This is a genomic window from Rhizobium sp. CB3060, assembly GCF_025200735.1.
GTDB lineage: Bacteria > Pseudomonadota > Alphaproteobacteria > Rhizobiales > Rhizobiaceae > Rhizobium.
Map to the genome: position 1 here is coordinate 3,585,985 of NZ_CP104158.1, position 16,487 is coordinate 3,602,471.

At 61.4% G+C, this 16,487-nt stretch carries 10 protein-coding genes; 4 read left to right on the top strand and 6 right to left on the bottom strand.

The genetic code is table 11. The annotated features are described in order from the left end of the window. Nucleotides 1-10: 10 nt before the first annotated feature. The gene (gene pdxY, locus N2601_RS17265; RefSeq protein ID WP_104824908.1) at nt 11-886 is read right to left on the bottom strand and encodes a pyridoxal kinase PdxY; all 876 of its coding nucleotides are present in this window, start codon (nt 884-886) and stop codon (nt 11-13) included. Between pdxY and N2601_RS17270 the strand changes: the two genes are divergently transcribed. From N2601_RS17270 to N2601_RS17280, 3 genes are all read left to right on the top strand, one after another. Next, entirely contained in the window at nt 885-1,079 is a 195-nt protein-coding gene (locus N2601_RS17270; protein WP_158704502.1) for a hypothetical protein, read from the top strand. The genes pdxY and N2601_RS17270 overlap by 2 nt on opposite strands. Nucleotides 1,080-1,181: 102 nt before the next feature. After that, nucleotides 1,182-5,972 (top strand): NAD-glutamate dehydrogenase, encoded by a 4,791-nt coding sequence (locus N2601_RS17275; RefSeq protein ID WP_104824909.1) that lies wholly within the window; start codon nt 1,182-1,184, stop codon nt 5,970-5,972. Between the two features lie 49 nt (nt 5,973-6,021). Continuing rightward, nucleotides 6,022-7,410, top strand: coding sequence for an MFS transporter (locus N2601_RS17280; protein ID WP_104824910.1), 1,389 nt, complete (start codon nt 6,022-6,024; stop codon nt 7,408-7,410). Between the two features lie 184 nt (nt 7,411-7,594). Here the strand turns inward: N2601_RS17280 and purH are convergent, their stop codons facing one another. The 4 genes from purH to htpX all read right to left on the bottom strand — a co-directional run bounded on the left by purH (nt 7,595) and on the right by htpX (nt 13,473). Next, nucleotides 7,595-9,211: a bifunctional phosphoribosylaminoimidazolecarboxamide formyltransferase/IMP cyclohydrolase gene (gene purH / locus N2601_RS17285; RefSeq protein ID WP_260303244.1), complete on the bottom strand. Its 1,617-nt coding sequence runs from the start codon at nt 9,209-9,211 to the stop codon at nt 7,595-7,597. Between the two features lie 88 nt (nt 9,212-9,299). Beyond that, on the bottom strand, nt 9,300-10,946 hold the full coding sequence (locus tag N2601_RS17290; protein ID WP_104824912.1) for a heparinase II/III family protein: 1,647 nt from the start codon (nt 10,944-10,946) through the stop codon (nt 9,300-9,302). 149 nt (nt 10,947-11,095) lie between these two features. Next, nucleotides 11,096-12,496, bottom strand: a complete 1,401-nt coding sequence (locus N2601_RS17295) for an RsmB/NOP family class I SAM-dependent RNA methyltransferase (RefSeq protein ID WP_260303988.1) — start codon at nt 12,494-12,496, stop codon at nt 11,096-11,098. Then, a complete protein-coding gene (gene htpX, locus N2601_RS17300) occupies nt 12,487-13,473 on the bottom strand; it encodes a zinc metalloprotease HtpX (protein ID WP_104824914.1) in 987 nt (328 codons plus the stop codon). The genes N2601_RS17295 and htpX overlap by 10 nt, the downstream gene beginning before the upstream one ends. Before the next feature lie 108 nt (nt 13,474-13,581). Here htpX and N2601_RS17305 point away from each other — a divergent pair, with 108 nt between their 5' ends. After that, nucleotides 13,582-13,800, top strand: a complete 219-nt coding sequence (locus N2601_RS17305) for a DUF1674 domain-containing protein (RefSeq protein ID WP_104824915.1) — start codon at nt 13,582-13,584, stop codon at nt 13,798-13,800. Nucleotides 13,801-14,331: 531 nt separating this feature from the next. Here the strand turns inward: N2601_RS17305 and acs are convergent. Next, nucleotides 14,332-16,290: an acetate--CoA ligase gene (gene acs / locus N2601_RS17310; protein ID WP_260303245.1), complete on the bottom strand. Its 1,959-nt coding sequence runs from the start codon at nt 16,288-16,290 to the stop codon at nt 14,332-14,334. Nucleotides 16,291-16,487 lie beyond the last annotated feature (197 nt).

Below are 16,487 nucleotides of genomic sequence, written 5' to 3' on the forward strand. Positions count from 1 at the left end.
TCGGCGACCGCTATTTTTTCCGTCGCTGCGCCGGATGCAGCAGGCGCCGCATCTGCACCATTGCCATGGGGGTCGAGAGGCTGGAAGCATCGGCGGCGAGCGTCAATTCGTCGCTGCCGCGCTTGACCGCCCGCGCCAGGACTTCATAGACGCTGGCCGTGGTCAATTGCAAAGCCCTCTCTTCGTCCATGCCCGACAGAAGCCGCGACAGGAACACGGCCGAGAGCAGGTCGCCAAGCCCGTTCGGCGCGTTGTCGATGCTGCGATGTTCGGCAAACAGCGCATTTCGGCCGCTGAGATAGAGATTGCCGGTGCCACCGGTCATCATCGGCACGGCCGACGTCACCAGCATGCGCGGCGGCCCCAGCGCCAGGGCAGCCTCCATGACGGCATTGTTGTCCTCCAGCGGCGCGCCGGCAAGCCAGGCAAGCTCGTAGCGGTTCGGCGTCGCCAGCGATGCGAGCGGGATGAGCTGATCGCGGATCGCTTCGGCGGTTGCGTCGGGCACATAGAGCCCACCGGCATCGCCGATAACGGGATCGCAGGCATAGAAGAGATCGGGGTTCTTTTCCCTGAGTGCCGTTACCAGCCGCGCGACGGAGCGTGCCTGCGCGGCATTGCCGAAATAACCCGACAGCACCGCCTTCACCTCCGCGAGCCAGGGCGCGGCGATAAGATCGTCGATCGCGTGGTCGAAATCCGCCTCGGCAAAGGTCAGCCGGGTCGAGCGGCCATGGCCGGGATGCCAGGGCAAAACGACTGTTGGCAGCGCCCAAACGGGGTGGCCCAGGGTTTCCAGCGCGAAGACGGCGGCACGATTGCCGACGGAACCTCTGACGACATGGCTGGAGATGACGATAACGGCGCCCGCCGCGATATCCGACATGATGCTTGCTTCCAGTTCCGATCTTCCGGCCTTGATTGCGCCGTTTGATGATCTTTTTATCGTCACTCTGTCAATCGCGCTTCACAGAGTCATGAAAACCTCTGTTGACTACGCAATATCGCCAATTCTGCGCCAATTTTTACACGGATTGCATCAAGATCATCGCAAATCAGCAAGATTCTTCAAAATTTGAGACCGAATTGGTCGAAAAGCGATGAAATTCGCATTCAATTTGCCAGTTTTTTCGATAAACCTTCTGATAAAGTGACCAAACTTGGAATAAGGGAGGAATTTCATGGCACCCAGGACCAATCCGAAACGGGAAAAACAGATCGAAGCGGCCCGCAAGATCGCCGCTGCAACCGGCGAGGCGCATCTCGATCCGGAAATCCTGTTCGGCCGGGCGAGCAATGACGATTTGGAGCGCTACAGCCCGGAAATGCTTGCCCTTGCCGCTGTGCATGCGGCTGGGGAACTGGCAGCCTGGAACGGCGATTCTCCCCGCGTCACCATCGAACAGGTCGCCAATATCGACCCCGAAGGCGTGCCGGTTTCGATCCTCTCGATCACCGATCATAACATGCCGTTCCTCTACGAATCGGCCATGGGCGAGGTGACCAGCAGCTACCGCGATCTTTTCATGGCGGTGCATCCGATCCTCGTCATCAAAGACGGCAAGCAGCCGACGCTTTACTCTGCCGATCATCCGAGCGATCCCGCCGATCGTGTCAGCCATATTCAACTACATCTGTCACCGCTGACCGCGGCGCAGGCGGCGGACCTGATCAAGCGCGTGCAAATCGTGCTCGATCAGACGCATTTGACCGTTTCCGACTGGAAGCCAATGCTGACGCGGCTCGATACAGTGATAACGGAGCTTTCCACTTATGAGACCGCCGCCCGCCGCAAGGCGGATCGTGATGAGGCGCTGGCCTTTCTCGCTTGGCTGCGCGACGGCAATTTCACCTTCCTCGGCATGCGCGAATATGTCTATTCCGGCAAGGGCGCCAGCGCCAAGGTGGAGCGCGACCGTGGCGCCGGCCTCGGCATCCTCTCCAATCCCGACGTCCTCGTCCTGCGCCAGGGAAAAGACGCCGTCACCACCACGCCGGAAATCCTGGCCTTCCTCGACGGGCCGGATTTCCTGATCGTCACCAAAGCCAATGTGAAGTCGGTCGTTCACCGTCGTGCCTATATGGATTATGTTGGCGTCAAGCGTTTCGATGCCGACGGCAATGTCACCGGCGAACTGCGCATCGTCGGCCTCTATACGTCCACAGCGTACACCAGCGCCGCCGGCGAGGTGCCGTTGCTGCGGTCCAAGGTGCAGAAGGTCAAGGACCATTTCGGCTTCGACCCGGCCAGCCATTCCGGGCGCATGCTGGACAATACGCTGGAATCCTATCCGCGCGACGATCTCTTCCAGATCGACACGACGCTGCTCGCAAGCTTTGCCGAACAGATCAACGACCTTGCCGACCGCCCGCGCGTGCGCGCGCTGCCGCGCATCGACCATTTCGACCGCTTCGTCTCGGTGATCGTCTATGTTCCGCGCGAGGAATATGATTCCGTCGTCCGCGAGAGGATCGGCAATTACCTGAAGACCGTCTATGACGGTCGCGTTTCCGCCTACTATCCGGCCTTCCCGGAAGGCGGCGTCGCGCGCGTGCATTTCATCATCGGCCGCAGCGGCGGCAAGACCCCGCATGTTCCGCAGGCGAAGCTTGAAGCGGCGATCCGCGCCATCACCGCCCGCTGGGACGACCGCTTCGAAATGCTGGCCGGACCCAAGGCCCCGCATATCTCCGTCAGCCAGGCCTTCCAGGAGGCCTTTTCGCCGGAGGACGCCGTTGCCGACCTGCCCGATATCACCGCCACCGCTGGCCCCGATCAGATCCGAATCGCCTTCTACATCCGCAAGGAGGAAGCGGGCGATATCCTGTCGTTGAAGATCTTCCACGCCGAAGACAATCTGGCGCTGTCGCGCCGCGTGCCGCTGCTCGAAAATCTCGGCTTCAATGTCCTCAGCGAGCGGACCTTCGACATTTACGTCACCGGCAAGAACGGCGCGAACGGCCGTGTCGTTCTCCACGATATGGAACTCGAAGCCCGCGGCGGCGTGACGATCGATCTCGCGCGCCACGGCGCGGCGCTGGAGGAAGCCTTCCTCGCAGCCTTCGGCGGCACGATCGATAACGATGCTTTCAACCGGCTGATCATCTCCGCCGGTCTTTCGGCTCGCGAAACCAACGTCCTGCGCGCCTATGCCCGCTATCTTCGCCAGGCTGGTATCGCCTATTCGCAGGATTATATCGCCGCGACGCTGGACAAATATCCGCGCATCGCAGCCTCGATCTTCCGCCTGTTCCACGACACGCTCGCCCCCAAGCTCAACGACAAGAACCGCACGAAAAAACTCAGCGAATTGCATGCGACGATCGAGACCGAACTCGCCGATGTTCCAAGCCTCGACGACGACCGGATTCTCCGCCGCTATGTCAACGCCGTCGATGCGACGCTACGCACCAACTATTTCCAGAAAAACCCGGACGGCACACCGAAAGCCATGCTTGCCTTCAAGCTCGATCCGAAACTCCTGGATGGCCTGCCGGAGCCGCGGCCTTTCCGCGAGATCTTCGTCTATGGCGTCGAGGTAGAGGGCGTGCACCTGCGCTTCGGCAAGGTCGCTCGCGGCGGCTTGCGCTGGTCGGATCGCGCCGAAGACTACCGCACCGAGGTTCTGGGCCTTGTGAAGGCGCAGCAGGTTAAAAATGCCGTCATCGTGCCCGTCGGCGCCAAGGGCGGCTTCTATCCGAAGAAACTCCCGGTCGGCGGCAGCCGCGACGAGATCTTCAATGCCGGCCGCGAGGCCTACAAGACCTATATCCGCACCCTGCTGTCGATCACCGACAATATCTCCGGCGCCGATATCATTGCGCCACCGGACACGGTGCGGCAGGATGGAGACGACCCCTATTTCGTCGTCGCCGCCGACAAGGGCACCGCGACGTTCTCCGACACTGCCAATGCCCTGGCGCAGGAAGCCGGCTTCTGGCTCGACGACGCCTTCGCCTCGGGCGGCTCGGCCGGCTATGACCACAAGAAGATGGGTATCACGGCCCGCGGCGCCTGGGAGACCGTCAAGCGGCATTTCCGCGAAATGGACATCGATATCCAGACGACGCCCTTCACTGTCGCCGGCGTCGGCGACATGTCGGGCGACGTCTTCGGCAACGGCATGCTGCTGTCGCCGAAAATCCGCCTTCTCGCCGCCTTCGATCACCGCGACATCTTTATCGATCCCGATCCGGACATGAAAAAGACGCTCGCCGAGCGGCAGCGGCTTTTCAATCTCGCCCGCTCGAGCTGGCAGGATTTCGACAAGAGCGTCCTGTCGAAGGGCGCAATGATCATCTCACGTTCGGCAAAATCGGTGACGCTGACTCATGAGGCCGCTGCCACTATCGGCATCGACAAGACCGTGGCGACACCCTTCGAGATCATGACGGCGATCCTGAAGAGCCCGGTGGACCTGCTCTGGTTCGGCGGTATCGGCACCTATGTGAAGGCACCGGCCGAAACGGATTCGGAAGTCGGCGACCGTGCCAACGATCCGATCCGTATCACCGCGGAAGAGGTTCGTGCCAGAGTGATCGGCGAAGGCGCCAATCTCGGCGTTACCCAGAAGGGCCGCATCGCCTATGGCCTCAAGGGCGGGCGCTGCAATTCCGACGCCATCGACAATTCGGCAGGCGTCAATACCTCCGACGTCGAGGTCAATATCAAGATCGCCCTGGCATCCGCCATGTTCGACGGCCGCCTGACACGCGCCAAACGCGATACGCTGTTGGCCTCGATGACCGACGAGGTGGCGGCGCTGGTGCTGCGCAACAACTATCTGCAGTCTCTGGCGATTTCCCTGACGGAACGCAAAGGCACCAGCAACGGTCTGGAACTCAGCCGTTTCATGAGCGTGCTGGAGGGGGCGAAGCAGCTCAACCGCAAGGTTGAGACGCTGCCCGACGACCAGACCTTTGCCGAACGCTACGCCAATGGCCGGCCCCTCAGCCGCGCCGAGATCGGTGTCCTGCTCTCCTACGCCAAGATCGTCCTGTTCGATGCCCTGGCGGCGAGCGACCTACCGGACGATCCCTATTTTGCCGCGACGCTCAGCCAATATTTCCCGGTAAAAATGCAGCGCTCGCATGCCGCCGATATCGCCGGCCATCGTCTGCGCCGCGAAATCATCGCGACGGTACTGGCAAACGAAGCGATCAACCGCGGCGGACCGGGCTTTGCCGTCAGCATGATGGATGCGACGGCCGCGTCTGCCGCCGAAGTGGTCAAGGCTGCCGTGCTCGCCCGCGACGGCTTCGATCTCGATCGCCTCTGGAACGAGACCGATGCGCTGGATGGTAAGGTCGGCGGCCAGACGCAGAACCGCGTCTATGGCGAAATCACCGAAGTCTATACGGTGCTGACCCGCCTGTTGCTGAAAACCGGAGCGGCGAAGGGCGATATCGAGGAAACCGTTAGCCGGCTTCAGGCGGCATTGAAAAAGCTGAGACCGGTCTTCCTCAGCCAGATCCCGGCGGATTTCGCCGCCGAGATCGCGACCCGCCAGGCGGATTATCAGGCCGCCGGTCTGCCTGAAAAGCTCGCTTCCGAGATCGCGACGATCTACGCGCTCGTCCTCGTGCCGGAAATCATGCAGATCGCCGAACGGACAGGCGATACGCTCAACCGCGCCGCCGAAAGCTACTTCACGGTGTCGCAGACCTTCCGGGTCGGCCGTCTGCTGCTCGCCGGCAGCCGGATCATCACCGGCGATCACTATGAAAGCCTGGCGCTGGCCCGCAGCCTCGACCAGATCGCTGGGGCCCGCCGTGATATCGTCATCTCGGCGCTCAGCAATCATCCGAAGGACAAGCAGCCGATCCTTGCATGGCACGCCGAAGACCGCATCCGCATCAACCGCATTGCCGAAGAGCTTGCGGGCCTCAGCGAAAGCGGCGATCCGAACCTTGCCCGGATCACCGTCGCCGCCGGCCTCCTGACCGACCTTGCGCACGATCGGGCGAGATGAGACAGTCCGCCCCGCGTGATAGACGCACTATCGAATCAGGGGCAGGAATTTGGTGGCCACAGAGATAAGGGACGACGCGCCGGCGAAAGTGCCGGCGCGGGGCATCTGGGGATGGATGTTCTTCGACTGGGCGGCGCAGCCGTTCTTCACCGTCGTCACCACCTTCATCTTCGGTCCTTATTTCGTCGCGCGCCTGACGGCGGATCCGGTGGCCGCGCAGGCAATGTGGAGCAATATGGCGACGATCTCCTCGGTGATCATCGCCGTCTTGTCGCCGGTGCTCGGTTCGATCGCCGATCAGTCCGGCGCCCGTAAACCCTGGATCGCCTTCTTTGCCGTCATCAAGATCGCCAGCCTGTTCTGCCTTTGGGGTGCGGCACCCGGTTCGCCGGTGATCTACCCCGTCATCTTCATGATCCTTGCCTCGATCTCGGCAGAGTTTTCAATCGTCTTCAACGATTCGATGATGCCGCGGCTCGTCAGCAAGGACGATATCGGCCGGTTGTCGAATGCCGCCTGGGGACTCGGCTATCTCGGCGGCATGATCGTGCTTATCGCCGTGGTGGCGCTTTTGGCCGGCAACCCGCAAACTGGCAAGACCATCCTCGGCCTGACACCGCTCTTCGGCCTGGACGCCAGTCTCGGCGAAGATGCGCGCATCACCGGACCGATTTCCGCCGTCTGGTATTTTCTCTTCATTCTGCCGATGTTTTTCTTCACGCCGGATGCCGCCCGCGGTCTGCCGCTCGGTACGGCGGTTCGCTCCGGCCTGCATGAGCTGAGAATGACACTCGGCGAACTGAAACGCCGCCGGGGCATCAGTCTTTTCCTCATTGCCCGCATGGTCTACCAGGACGGCGTTAACGGCCTGCTGATCCTCGGCGGCACCTTCGCCGCGGGAATGTTTGGCTGGGCGACCATCGAGATCGGCATCTACGGCATCATCCTCAACGTCGTCGCTATTTTCGGCTGCTTTATCGCCGGCTATGTCGATCGCTGGCTGGGTTCGAAGATAACCGTCGTCATCAGCCTGACCATGCTGCTCCTCGCGGCCCTCGGCATCATCTCCACCGGACCGGGTTTTACGCTTTTCGGCCTCGTGCCGCTCTCGACCGCCGATTCTGGCGGCCTGTTCGGCACAGCGGCGGAGAAGGCCTATATTGCCTATGGCCTGCTCGTCGGCCTCGCCTTCGGCCCGGTCCAGGCCTCCTCGCGCTCCTATCTCGCCCGCAGTGTCAGCCTCGCCGAAGCAGGCCGCTATTTCGGCATCTACGCACTCTCCGGCCGCGCCACCAGCTTCATGGCGACACTGTTTTTCTCGCTGATGACCTATTGGAGCGGCTCCGCCCGCCTCGGCATGGCGACCTTGATCATCTTCCTTGCAGGCGGATTGCTGCTCCTGCTGCCGACGCCCTATCCGGCCGATAAGGCGAAGTGAGATATCCCTCCATTTAATTAGGGATATACCAGCAAGCGAGAGGATCAGCCCTCATGGTGAGGCGCGGAGGCCTGAAAGGCCGAAGCCTCGAACCACAAGGGCGGGTGGTTGCTTATGGGCCACCCTCGTCCTTCGATAAGCTCAGGATGAGGGTGGACGAAACGACGACGAAGCGAGCTATGGCTCAATGCCGGAAATGACGTACGCCCGTGAAGACCATCGCAACACCATGCTCGTCGGCGGCATCGATGACTTCCTGGTCCCGCATCGAACCGCCCGGCTGGATGACCGCCGTCGCGCCGGCGGCAATCGCCGACAGCAGGCCGTCGGCAAACGGCAGGAAGGCTTCGGAGGCCACGGCAGAGCCGCGCGTCAGCGGCTCGGCGAGCCCCATGGCCTTGGCGGCCTCTTCGGCCTTGATCGCGGCGATGCGGGCCGAATCGACGCGGCTCATCTGGCCGGCGCCGATACCGGCCGTCTGGCCGTCCTTGGCGTAAACAACGGCGTTCGACTTCACATGCTTGGCGACGCGGAAGGCAAACTTCATGTCTTCCAGCTCCTGTGCCGTCGGTGCACGCTTGGTGACGACCTTCAGCTCCATATCTTCGACCAGCGCATTGTCGCGGTTCTGGACGAGCAAACCGCCAGAGACGGTTTTGGCAGTCAGGCCGGCCGCACGCGGATCGGGCAGGGCGCCGACCGACAGCAGGCGAAGGTTCGGCTTGCGGGCGATGATCGCCTTGGCTTCCTCGCTGACCTCTGGCGCGACGATGACCTCGGTAAAGAGCTTGACGATCTCCTCGGCGGTTTCCGCATCGAGCAGGCTGTTCAGCGCAATGATGCCGCCGAAGGCCGAAACGGAATCGCAAGCCAGCGCCCGCTTATAGGCCTCAACCAGGGTAGGGCCGGTGGCAACACCGCACGGGTTGGCATGCTTGATGATCGCGCATGCCGGACCCTTTTCCGGCAGGAACTCGGCAACAAGTTCGTAGGCCGCATCGGTATCGTTGATGTTGTTGTAGGAAAGCTGCTTGCCCTGGATCAGTGTCGCGGTCGAGACACCAGGACGGTTTTCACCGGTGACGTAGAAAGCCGCCTTCTGATGCGGGTTTTCGCCATAGCGCATCTCCTCGCGCAAGACGCCGCCGATGACGCGATGGCGCGGCGTCGCGATATCCAGAGCCTCGGCGAACCAGTTGGAGATCATCGCATCATAGGCCGCGGTGCGGGCGAAAGCCTTGGCGGCCATGCGCTGGCGGAAGGCATAGGCGGTCTGGCCGGCATCGGCCGAAAGCTGCTCTAGCAGCTCCGGATAGTCGGCCGGATCGGTCAGAATCGTGACATAGGCATGGTTCTTGGCCGAAGCGCGGATCATCGCAGGGCCGCCAATGTCGATATTCTCGACCGTCGTCGGATAATCGCCCCCGGCCTTGCGGACATCTTCGAAGGGGTAGAGATTGATGACGACCAGGTCGATACCCTCGATGCCATGCTCCTTCATCGCCGCCTGATGTTCGGCGTCATCGCGAATAGCGAGCAGGCCGCCATGCACCTTCGGATGCAGCGTCTTGACGCGGCCATCCATGATTTCGGGAAACTCCGTCACTTCGGATACATCGGTCACGGCAAGACCCGCCGCCGCAATGGCCTTGTGCGTGCCGCCGGTCGACAGCAGCCGCACGCCCTTTTCGCTGAGCGCACGCGCCAGCTCGACGATGCCGGTCTTGTCGGAGACGGACAGAAGCGCGGTCTTCACCTTCACTTTGTCGGGGGCGGGGATTTTTTTGGAAACGACGGCCATGGCTTTCTCCAATCGAGCGTGAGGAGATGTCCGGCAAAACGGCGCGGGACAATATGCCCGCCCCGTTAACACAGCTTAAGCACTTAGCCTATGGCCGATGGGATAAAAACCAGCGGATTTCCGGCTTTTCGGTGATCGGGAAAACGATCTCGAGCTGGTCGGAGGAGCGCATGCCGGAAGCGTCGGCAAAAAAGATATCCTCAGTCACCAGCACCTCATTGCCCGGCGAGGAGAACACCCAGGTCTCGCCATCCGGCGCGATCAACAGCGCGGCGTCGGTCTCGGTCTGCAATAGGCTGATGGAGGGATGAACATGAAAGCGGGCGGAGGCAAGACCGTCGCTCTTCAGTAGCGATTTCTTGCCCTCCGGCACAAAAAAACGGTCGCGGCCGGCAAGAATGGTGCCGGCGGCATTGAGGCTCACCTCGCGCTCATGGGCATAACCGAAGGTCGAGAGATAGCCGTCATGCACCGCCCGGACATAGTCGCGGCCATCTTCGGTCTCCGCGCGCTCAACAATGACCTTCTTGACGCCGCCGACCATCACAGGCCCGAGCGCTTTGGACCTCGAAAACAGGCTCGACGAAGTGTCATCGAGCGTCACGGTCGAATGCGCCGCGGTGGCGCGCGCCGCCTGGACGTAGCGGTCGCCGGCAAAATTCGGCGAGCCGGAATTGACGATGAAGCGGGATTTGCCCGAAGACATTTCGAAGGACAGGCAGCCGGCATGCGCCGTGCGGCTGAGGTCGGCGGAAGCGGGCGCCCCGGTATCGATGATGACCACGGCCTGTCCGGCCGCCAGCCGATGGTATTTGGTATGCGGCAGCGCCTTGAACACCTGGCCGGCGGTTTCGTCATAACGCAGGACGGACATCAGCTCGTTGGCCAGCGTCGACGTCGCGCCATTGAACAGCGCGAGATCGCCATCCTGATGCCGGAAGAAGCGCAAGGCCGGATACATGCGGTCGATGCCAGGAATCAGACGCGCCGGCGCGTCGTGGCCAAGATTGACGTAGGTCTGGCGCAGCGGCAGCAAGTCGAGCAGCAGTTCCAGCGCCACGCGGGGATTACGCGAGATATGCCCACCGTCGGGGAGAATCTGCCGGTCGATTTCGCGATCGAGCGCCTGGCCGGCACGCTTCAGTGTCGAGCTGCCGTTCGGCATGGCAACCGAGGACATGGCGAGCGCGATCCGCACCCGGAACCGCGTCTCGCCGTCACGCGTCGTTGCCGCCACACGGCGGAGATAGCAGACGTGGAAAACCAGCATGCGCATGAAACGGCGATAAAAGCCGCCATCCGTGCCCTGCAGGACCACGGGCGAATGCGACAACCAGGCGATCAGCCGCTGTGCCGCAATATCGGGCGACCAGGCTATCCCATGCAGCCGACGGCCATGCACGGCCATCCAGTCATTGAGGATGGCGCGCGCCAGCGCCGAAGCCTGATCGCTTTTTTCCGCCCGCAAATGCCGCAGCCAGCGGAAGCTATGCAGGCGGGCCGCAAAGGCCTGCGACGGCAGCTCCAGCGCGAAGGGAGATTTCCCCTCCGTTTCCAGCACCCGGCCTGCCAACAGGATACGGCCGTTCAAAAGCTCTTCGACAAAAAACGGATCGATGCTGCGCAGGTCCGTCGGAGCCACGATCAATCGTTCCGGCACACGCATCGTGTGGCGGGTGAGACGCAATCGCGTCAGTGCCGCGCGGCGCGACATTCGCCGCCATGCTTCCCGCATGTGTAAACTCACCGAACCCTGCCGGAAAACTGCATATTTGCTTATGCTTACTCTCTATATCGGTGGTTAAGAAGAGGTTAGGAATATGCCAAATAAGGACATTGTGCCCGATTTTTGAACAAGTCGAGCGTAACCCCTCGGAGCCGCTACTATCGCGTGCGGCGCAGCACCACTGCGAAGAACCCATCCAGTCCGGATGCGAAACCGCCGGAAAGCGGCAGCATGTCGGGCGTGGTGCGGAAAGCACCGAGAGGCGAGATTGCGGCCTCGAGACCCGGCCAATCCTCAGGCTTGATCGGCACGCGCTCGACCGTCTCCGTCTCGGCCAGAACGCGCGCGACAAGATCCTCGCCCTCTTCCGGATCAAGCGAACAGTTGGAGAAGACCACGAGCCCGCCAGGCTTGACCAGGGTCAAAGCATGGCGAAGCAAACGCTCCTGCAGGCCGGCAAGCTTGGCGATGTCCTCCGGACCCTTGGTCCACAGCACATCGGGATGGCGACGCGTCGTGCCCGTTGACGAGCAGGGAGCATCGAGAAGGGCCGCGTCGAAAAGATCGTCGGGTTGGAACTTTGCCATGTCGGCGGCGATGGTTTCCGCCTCCATCCCAAGTCTTGCCTGATTGGCGGAGAGCCGCTTGAGGCGATTGGCGGATTGGTCGAGCGCGGTCACCTTGCCGCCGGCGAGAATGAGCTGCGCGGTTTTGCCGCCCGGCGCGGCGCAGAGATCCACCACCTTACGGCCAGAAAGCGAACCGAACAATTTTGCCGGAATGCTGGCGGCGGCATCCTGGACCCACCATTCGCCGTCCGAAAACCCATCGAGCGAAGGAATGGAGCCTTCGAAAGCGGCAAGCCGCACGCCGCCGGTCGGCAAGACGACGCCATTCAAGCGTTTCGCCCAGCCCTCGGCATCGGATTTCACCGTAACGTCAATCGCCGCCGGCTCCAGTTGCGTATCGGAAATCCTTGCCGCAGCCTCCGTGCCATAGGCAGCCTCGAGACGCGCCAGGAACCAGGCCGGCATGGCTGGCACATTGGCAACCCGGCTCAGAATCTCTTGCTTCTCCCGCCCTATCCGCCTGAGAATCGCGTTGACCAGCTTGGCGAAGCGGCGGTTGCGCGGGTCTTGGTTGGCCTGCTCGACGGCAATATCGACCGCGGAATGATCCGGCACGTCGAGATAGAGCATCTGTGCCGCACCCACCACCAGGACATGATGCAGGGCGCGGGCGCCCTCCGGCAGTGGTGAGTCCAGCAGGGAAGCGATCGCCGCCTCGATGCGCGGCAAATGCCTAAGCGCCGAATTCAGAATGGCGCGCACCAGCGCCCGGTCGCTCTCGCCAAGCGCTCTATAGGCAGGATTGCCGCCTTCGGCATCCAGCATGCCGTCGAGCGGCGTCTTGCGATCGATGACCGCCGCCAGAATCTTCGTCGCAGCGGCGCGCGCCGCAAATCCTGGCTTGGCGGGAGCCGAATCACGCGGCGGGCGATTGCCCGATTGCCTTCCGTCTTTGTTGAAAGGCTTCTTATTGTTGGAATTCAAGACCAGGGTCCCTTCGGCGGTTGCGAACCACCGCGACCCGTATTCGGTACGGAGCGCGATTTGCGCACCGGATTATCAGTCAAGATCGGTCCCGTCGAGCCAAAGCCGGCCTGCATGTCGGCAGCAGGGCCGCCGTCACCGCCGTAGCGCGCCATCTCGTGAAGTGCGGCGATCCGGTTTTCCGTATCCGGGTGCGTGGAGAACAGATTGTCCATGCGCGCGCCCGAAAGCGGATTGATGATGAACATATGCGCCGTCGCCGGATGCCCTTCGGCCTCTTCATTGGGGATATGCTCCGCCCCGCGGGCGATCTTGCCGAGCGCCGAGGCGAGCCAGAGAGGATTGCCGCAGATTTCAGCGCCGCGACGGTCCGCCGAATATTCACGCGTACGGCTGATCGCCATCTGCACCAGCATGGCGGCGAGAGGGGCGACGATCATCGCCACCAGCACGCCGACGACACCGAGGGGATTGTTATTGTCGCGGCGCCCGCCAAAGAAGAAGGCGAAATTGCCGAGCATGGAGATGGCGCCGGCGAGCGTCGCCGTGATCGTCATCGTGAGCGTGTCGCGGTTTTGCACATGCGCCAGCTCATGCGCCATGACACCAGCCACTTCCTCCGGTGTCAGCGCATTGAGCAGGCCCGTCGATGCCGCGACAGCAGCATTTTCGGGATTGCGGCCGGTGGCAAACGCGTTCGGTTGCGGGCTGTCATAGAGATAGACCTTCGGCATCGGCAGGCCTGCATTCCGGGCAAGGTCGCGGATGATGCGATAGAATTCCGGCGCGCTGCGCTCGTCTACCTCCTGTGCGTGATAGGTGGAAAGCACCATGCGATCGGAATTCCAATAGGAAAAGAAATTCATCCCCGCCGCGACGACAAGCGCGATCATCATGCCGGCTTGACCACCGATCAAATAGCCGACGCCCATGAAAAGGGCGGTCATGAAGGCAAGCAACATGGCAGTGCGCATGAGGTTCATCTGATGTCTCCATCACATCGTCAGTCCGAACCTTTCTCTTTGCGGCCGGACGCTCTATGATTTGGCTATTCACCCGCCTATTTCAACGGTTCCAGGCCGCATCACGCCATGCAGATTGCAGATAACGATAATAAAAATGACATCGACGCCGGCACGGCGCCTCACAAACCGCTCTCGCCAGCCGCCAAACGGGCGCTCGCGGAAGCGGAGGAGCGCCGCAAGGCCCAGGCGCAACCCGATCTCCCCCCCGAAACCGGCGGCCGCGGCGGCGCCGAGCCCTCGCGCTTCGGCGATTGGGAGATCAATGGGCGTGCGATCGATTTTTGAGCCGATACATATTTCGGCAAACTCAATGAGAATCACTTAAATTGGAATCTCTGATTTGAAGGGAGATGCCAATGCCGAAACCTTCGAGCTGGAATAACTCTGTTTGGCCGAAGGCCGCTAAACCGTTTAAGCCGAAGAATTCATCACAAGCGGAATCGAATAAACTGTTAGCCCTATCAGCTTTAGGAGCGGGCGTTTCACTTAGTCTGACTTACGATGGGTTTCCCCGCACAGTTGAGGTTCATACTGTAGGAGTAACTACTGCTGGCCGCCCCGCTATGTGCGTCTACCAAGTAGACGGTCAAAGTAGCACGCCTCCTATACCTGATTGGCGACTCTTTTGTTTTGACGAATGTTTTGACGTAGCTCTTACCACCATTAAGGCGAATTCACCGCGCGCCGGCTACAAAAGGGGCTCAAAGCAATTTCGCAGGATTGACGCCGAAATTTAGATTCCGGCGCCAAAAAAATTCTGCTTCGTTCCGTCGATTGAAGTGAATTATCACTCGGTCATGTGTGGCGGCTTTTTGATCAAGCCGCATCCGCCCTGTTCTGCCGGTTGGCGATCAGATCATCGACAACAGCGGGATCGGCCAGCGTTGAGGTATCGCCGAGTGCGCCGAAATCGTCTTCGGCGATCTTGCGCAGGATGCGGCGCATGATCTTGCCGGAGCGGGTTTTCGGCAGGCCCGGGGCGAACTGGATCTTGTCGGGCGAGGCGATCGGGCCGATTTGGGCACGAACATGTTTGACGAGCTCCTGGCGCAACGCATCCGAACCCTCCTGACCCGCCATCAGCGTCACGTAGCAATAGATGCCCTGACCCTTGATCGCATGCGGATAGCCGACAACGGCGGCCTCCGAGACATGCTGGTGCGAGACGAGGGCCGATTCGACCTCGGCCGTGCCGAGGCGGTGACCGGAGACGTTCAGCACGTCGTCGACGCGGCCGGTGATCCAATAATAGCCGTCCTCGTCGCGCCGGCAGCCGTCGCCGGTGAAATATTTGCCCTTGTAGGTGGAGAAATAGGTCTGGATGAAGCGTTCGTGATCGCCGTAGACCGTGCGCATCTGGCCGGGCCAGCTATCGGCGATGACGAGATTGCCGTCGGCCGCCCCTTCCAGCAGATTGCCCTCATTGTCCACCAATTGCGGCTGGACGCCGAAGAACGGGGTCGTCGCCGAACCCGGCTTCAGGTCGGTCGCACCCGGCAATGGCGTGATCATGTGGCCGCCGGTCTCCGTCTGCCACCAGGTATCGACGATCGGGCAGCGGCCATCGCCGACGACGTTATAGTACCATTCCCAGACTTCCGGATTGATCGGCTCGCCGACCGTGCCGAGCAGGCGCAGGCTGGAGCGCGACGAGCGCTTGACGAACTGATCGCCGGCACCCATCAGCGAGCGGATCGCCGTCGGCGCCGTATAGAAGATATTGACCTTGTGCTTGTCGATGACCTCCCAGAAGCGGCCCTGATCCGGGAAATTCGGCACGCCTTCGAACATCAGCGAGGTCGCGCCGTTCGCCAGCGGCCCGTAGACGATATAGGAATGGCCGGTCACCCAGCCGACATCGGCCGTGCACCAGTAGATGTCGCCGGGATGATAATCGAAGACATATTCATGCGTCATCGCCGCATAGACAAGATAGCCGCCCGTCGTGTGCAGCACGCCCTTCGGCTTGCCGGTCGAACCCGACGTATAGAGGATGAACAGCGGGTCTTCCGCCTTCATCTTCGCCGGCGGGCAGTCCGGTTTCACCTTGGCGACCTCCTCGTGATACCAGAGATCGCGACCCGGCGCCCAACCGGTCTTGCCGCCGGTGCGGCGCACGACCAGCACCTTTTCCACGGTGACATAGTGCCGGCCGGCAATGTGGATCGCCGTATCGGTATTGTCCTTGAGCGGCACCGGCTTGCCACCGCGCAGGCCCTCGTCGCAGGTAATGACGAAGGTCGACTGGCAATCGATGATGCGGCCGGCCAGCGCCTCCGGGGAGAAACCACCGAAGACGACGGAGTGCACGGCGCCAATACGGGCGCAGGCAAGCATCGCATAGGCGGCCTCGGGGATCATCGGCATGTAGATGGTGACGCGATCGCCCTTCTTGACGCCCTGCTTCTTCAGGACATTCGCCAGCCGGCAGACATGCTCGTAGAGCTCGTTATAGGTGATCTTCTTGTCGATATAGGGATTGTCGCCCTCCCAGATGAAGGCCACGTCATCGCCGTGCTTCTTCAGGTGGCGGTCGATGCAATTGTAAGAGACGTTGGTCAGTCCGTCTTCGAACCATTTGATTGAGACCTTGCCCGTGAAAGACGTGTTCTTGACCTTGGTGTAGGGCTTGAACCAGTCGATGCGTTCGCCGTGCTTGCCCCAGAACCTGTCGGGATCCTCGACGCTTTGCTTGTACCATTTCTGATATTTCGCCGCGTCGATCAAAGCGCGCGCTTGAACCGGCTTCGTCACCGGATGAATCTTTTCCGACATCATTTCCTCCTCAACCTTGGCACCCTCTATCGAGACTATGGGTGCTCATTCCGTGCCATCAATAGCAGCTCAAGTTACGACAGCAATTAGACAAAGCGCATTTCATCGGCAAAGAATTGCAATTCTGCAACGCTGCGGTTATATAGGGCCATATTTCCCGGACAATGTGGTGTTACACCCCGGACCGCGACACCGGC

Bases quoted from the DNA above. Each gene is read 5' to 3' on its own strand.
- N2601_RS17305 (WP_104824915.1), top strand. From the start codon at position 13,582: ATGCAGATTGCAGATAACGATAATAAAAATGACATCGACGCCGGCACG.
- pdxY (WP_104824908.1), bottom strand. From the start codon at position 886: ATGTCGGATATCGCGGCGGGCGCCGTTATCGTCATCTCCAGCCATGTC.
- htpX (WP_104824914.1), bottom strand. From the start codon at position 13,473: ATGAACCTCATGCGCACTGCCATGTTGCTTGCCTTCATGACCGCCCTT.
- purH (WP_260303244.1), bottom strand. From the start codon at position 9,211: ATGGCCGTCGTTTCCAAAAAAATCCCCGCCCCCGACAAAGTGAAGGTG.
- N2601_RS17270 (WP_158704502.1), top strand. From the start codon at position 885: ATGATGCTTGCTTCCAGTTCCGATCTTCCGGCCTTGATTGCGCCGTTT.
- N2601_RS17275 (WP_104824909.1), top strand. From the start codon at position 1,182: ATGGCACCCAGGACCAATCCGAAACGGGAAAAACAGATCGAAGCGGCC.
- acs (WP_260303245.1), bottom strand. From the start codon at position 16,290: ATGTCGGAAAAGATTCATCCGGTGACGAAGCCGGTTCAAGCGCGCGCT.
- N2601_RS17290 (WP_104824912.1), bottom strand. From the start codon at position 10,946: ATGCGGGAAGCATGGCGGCGAATGTCGCGCCGCGCGGCACTGACGCGA.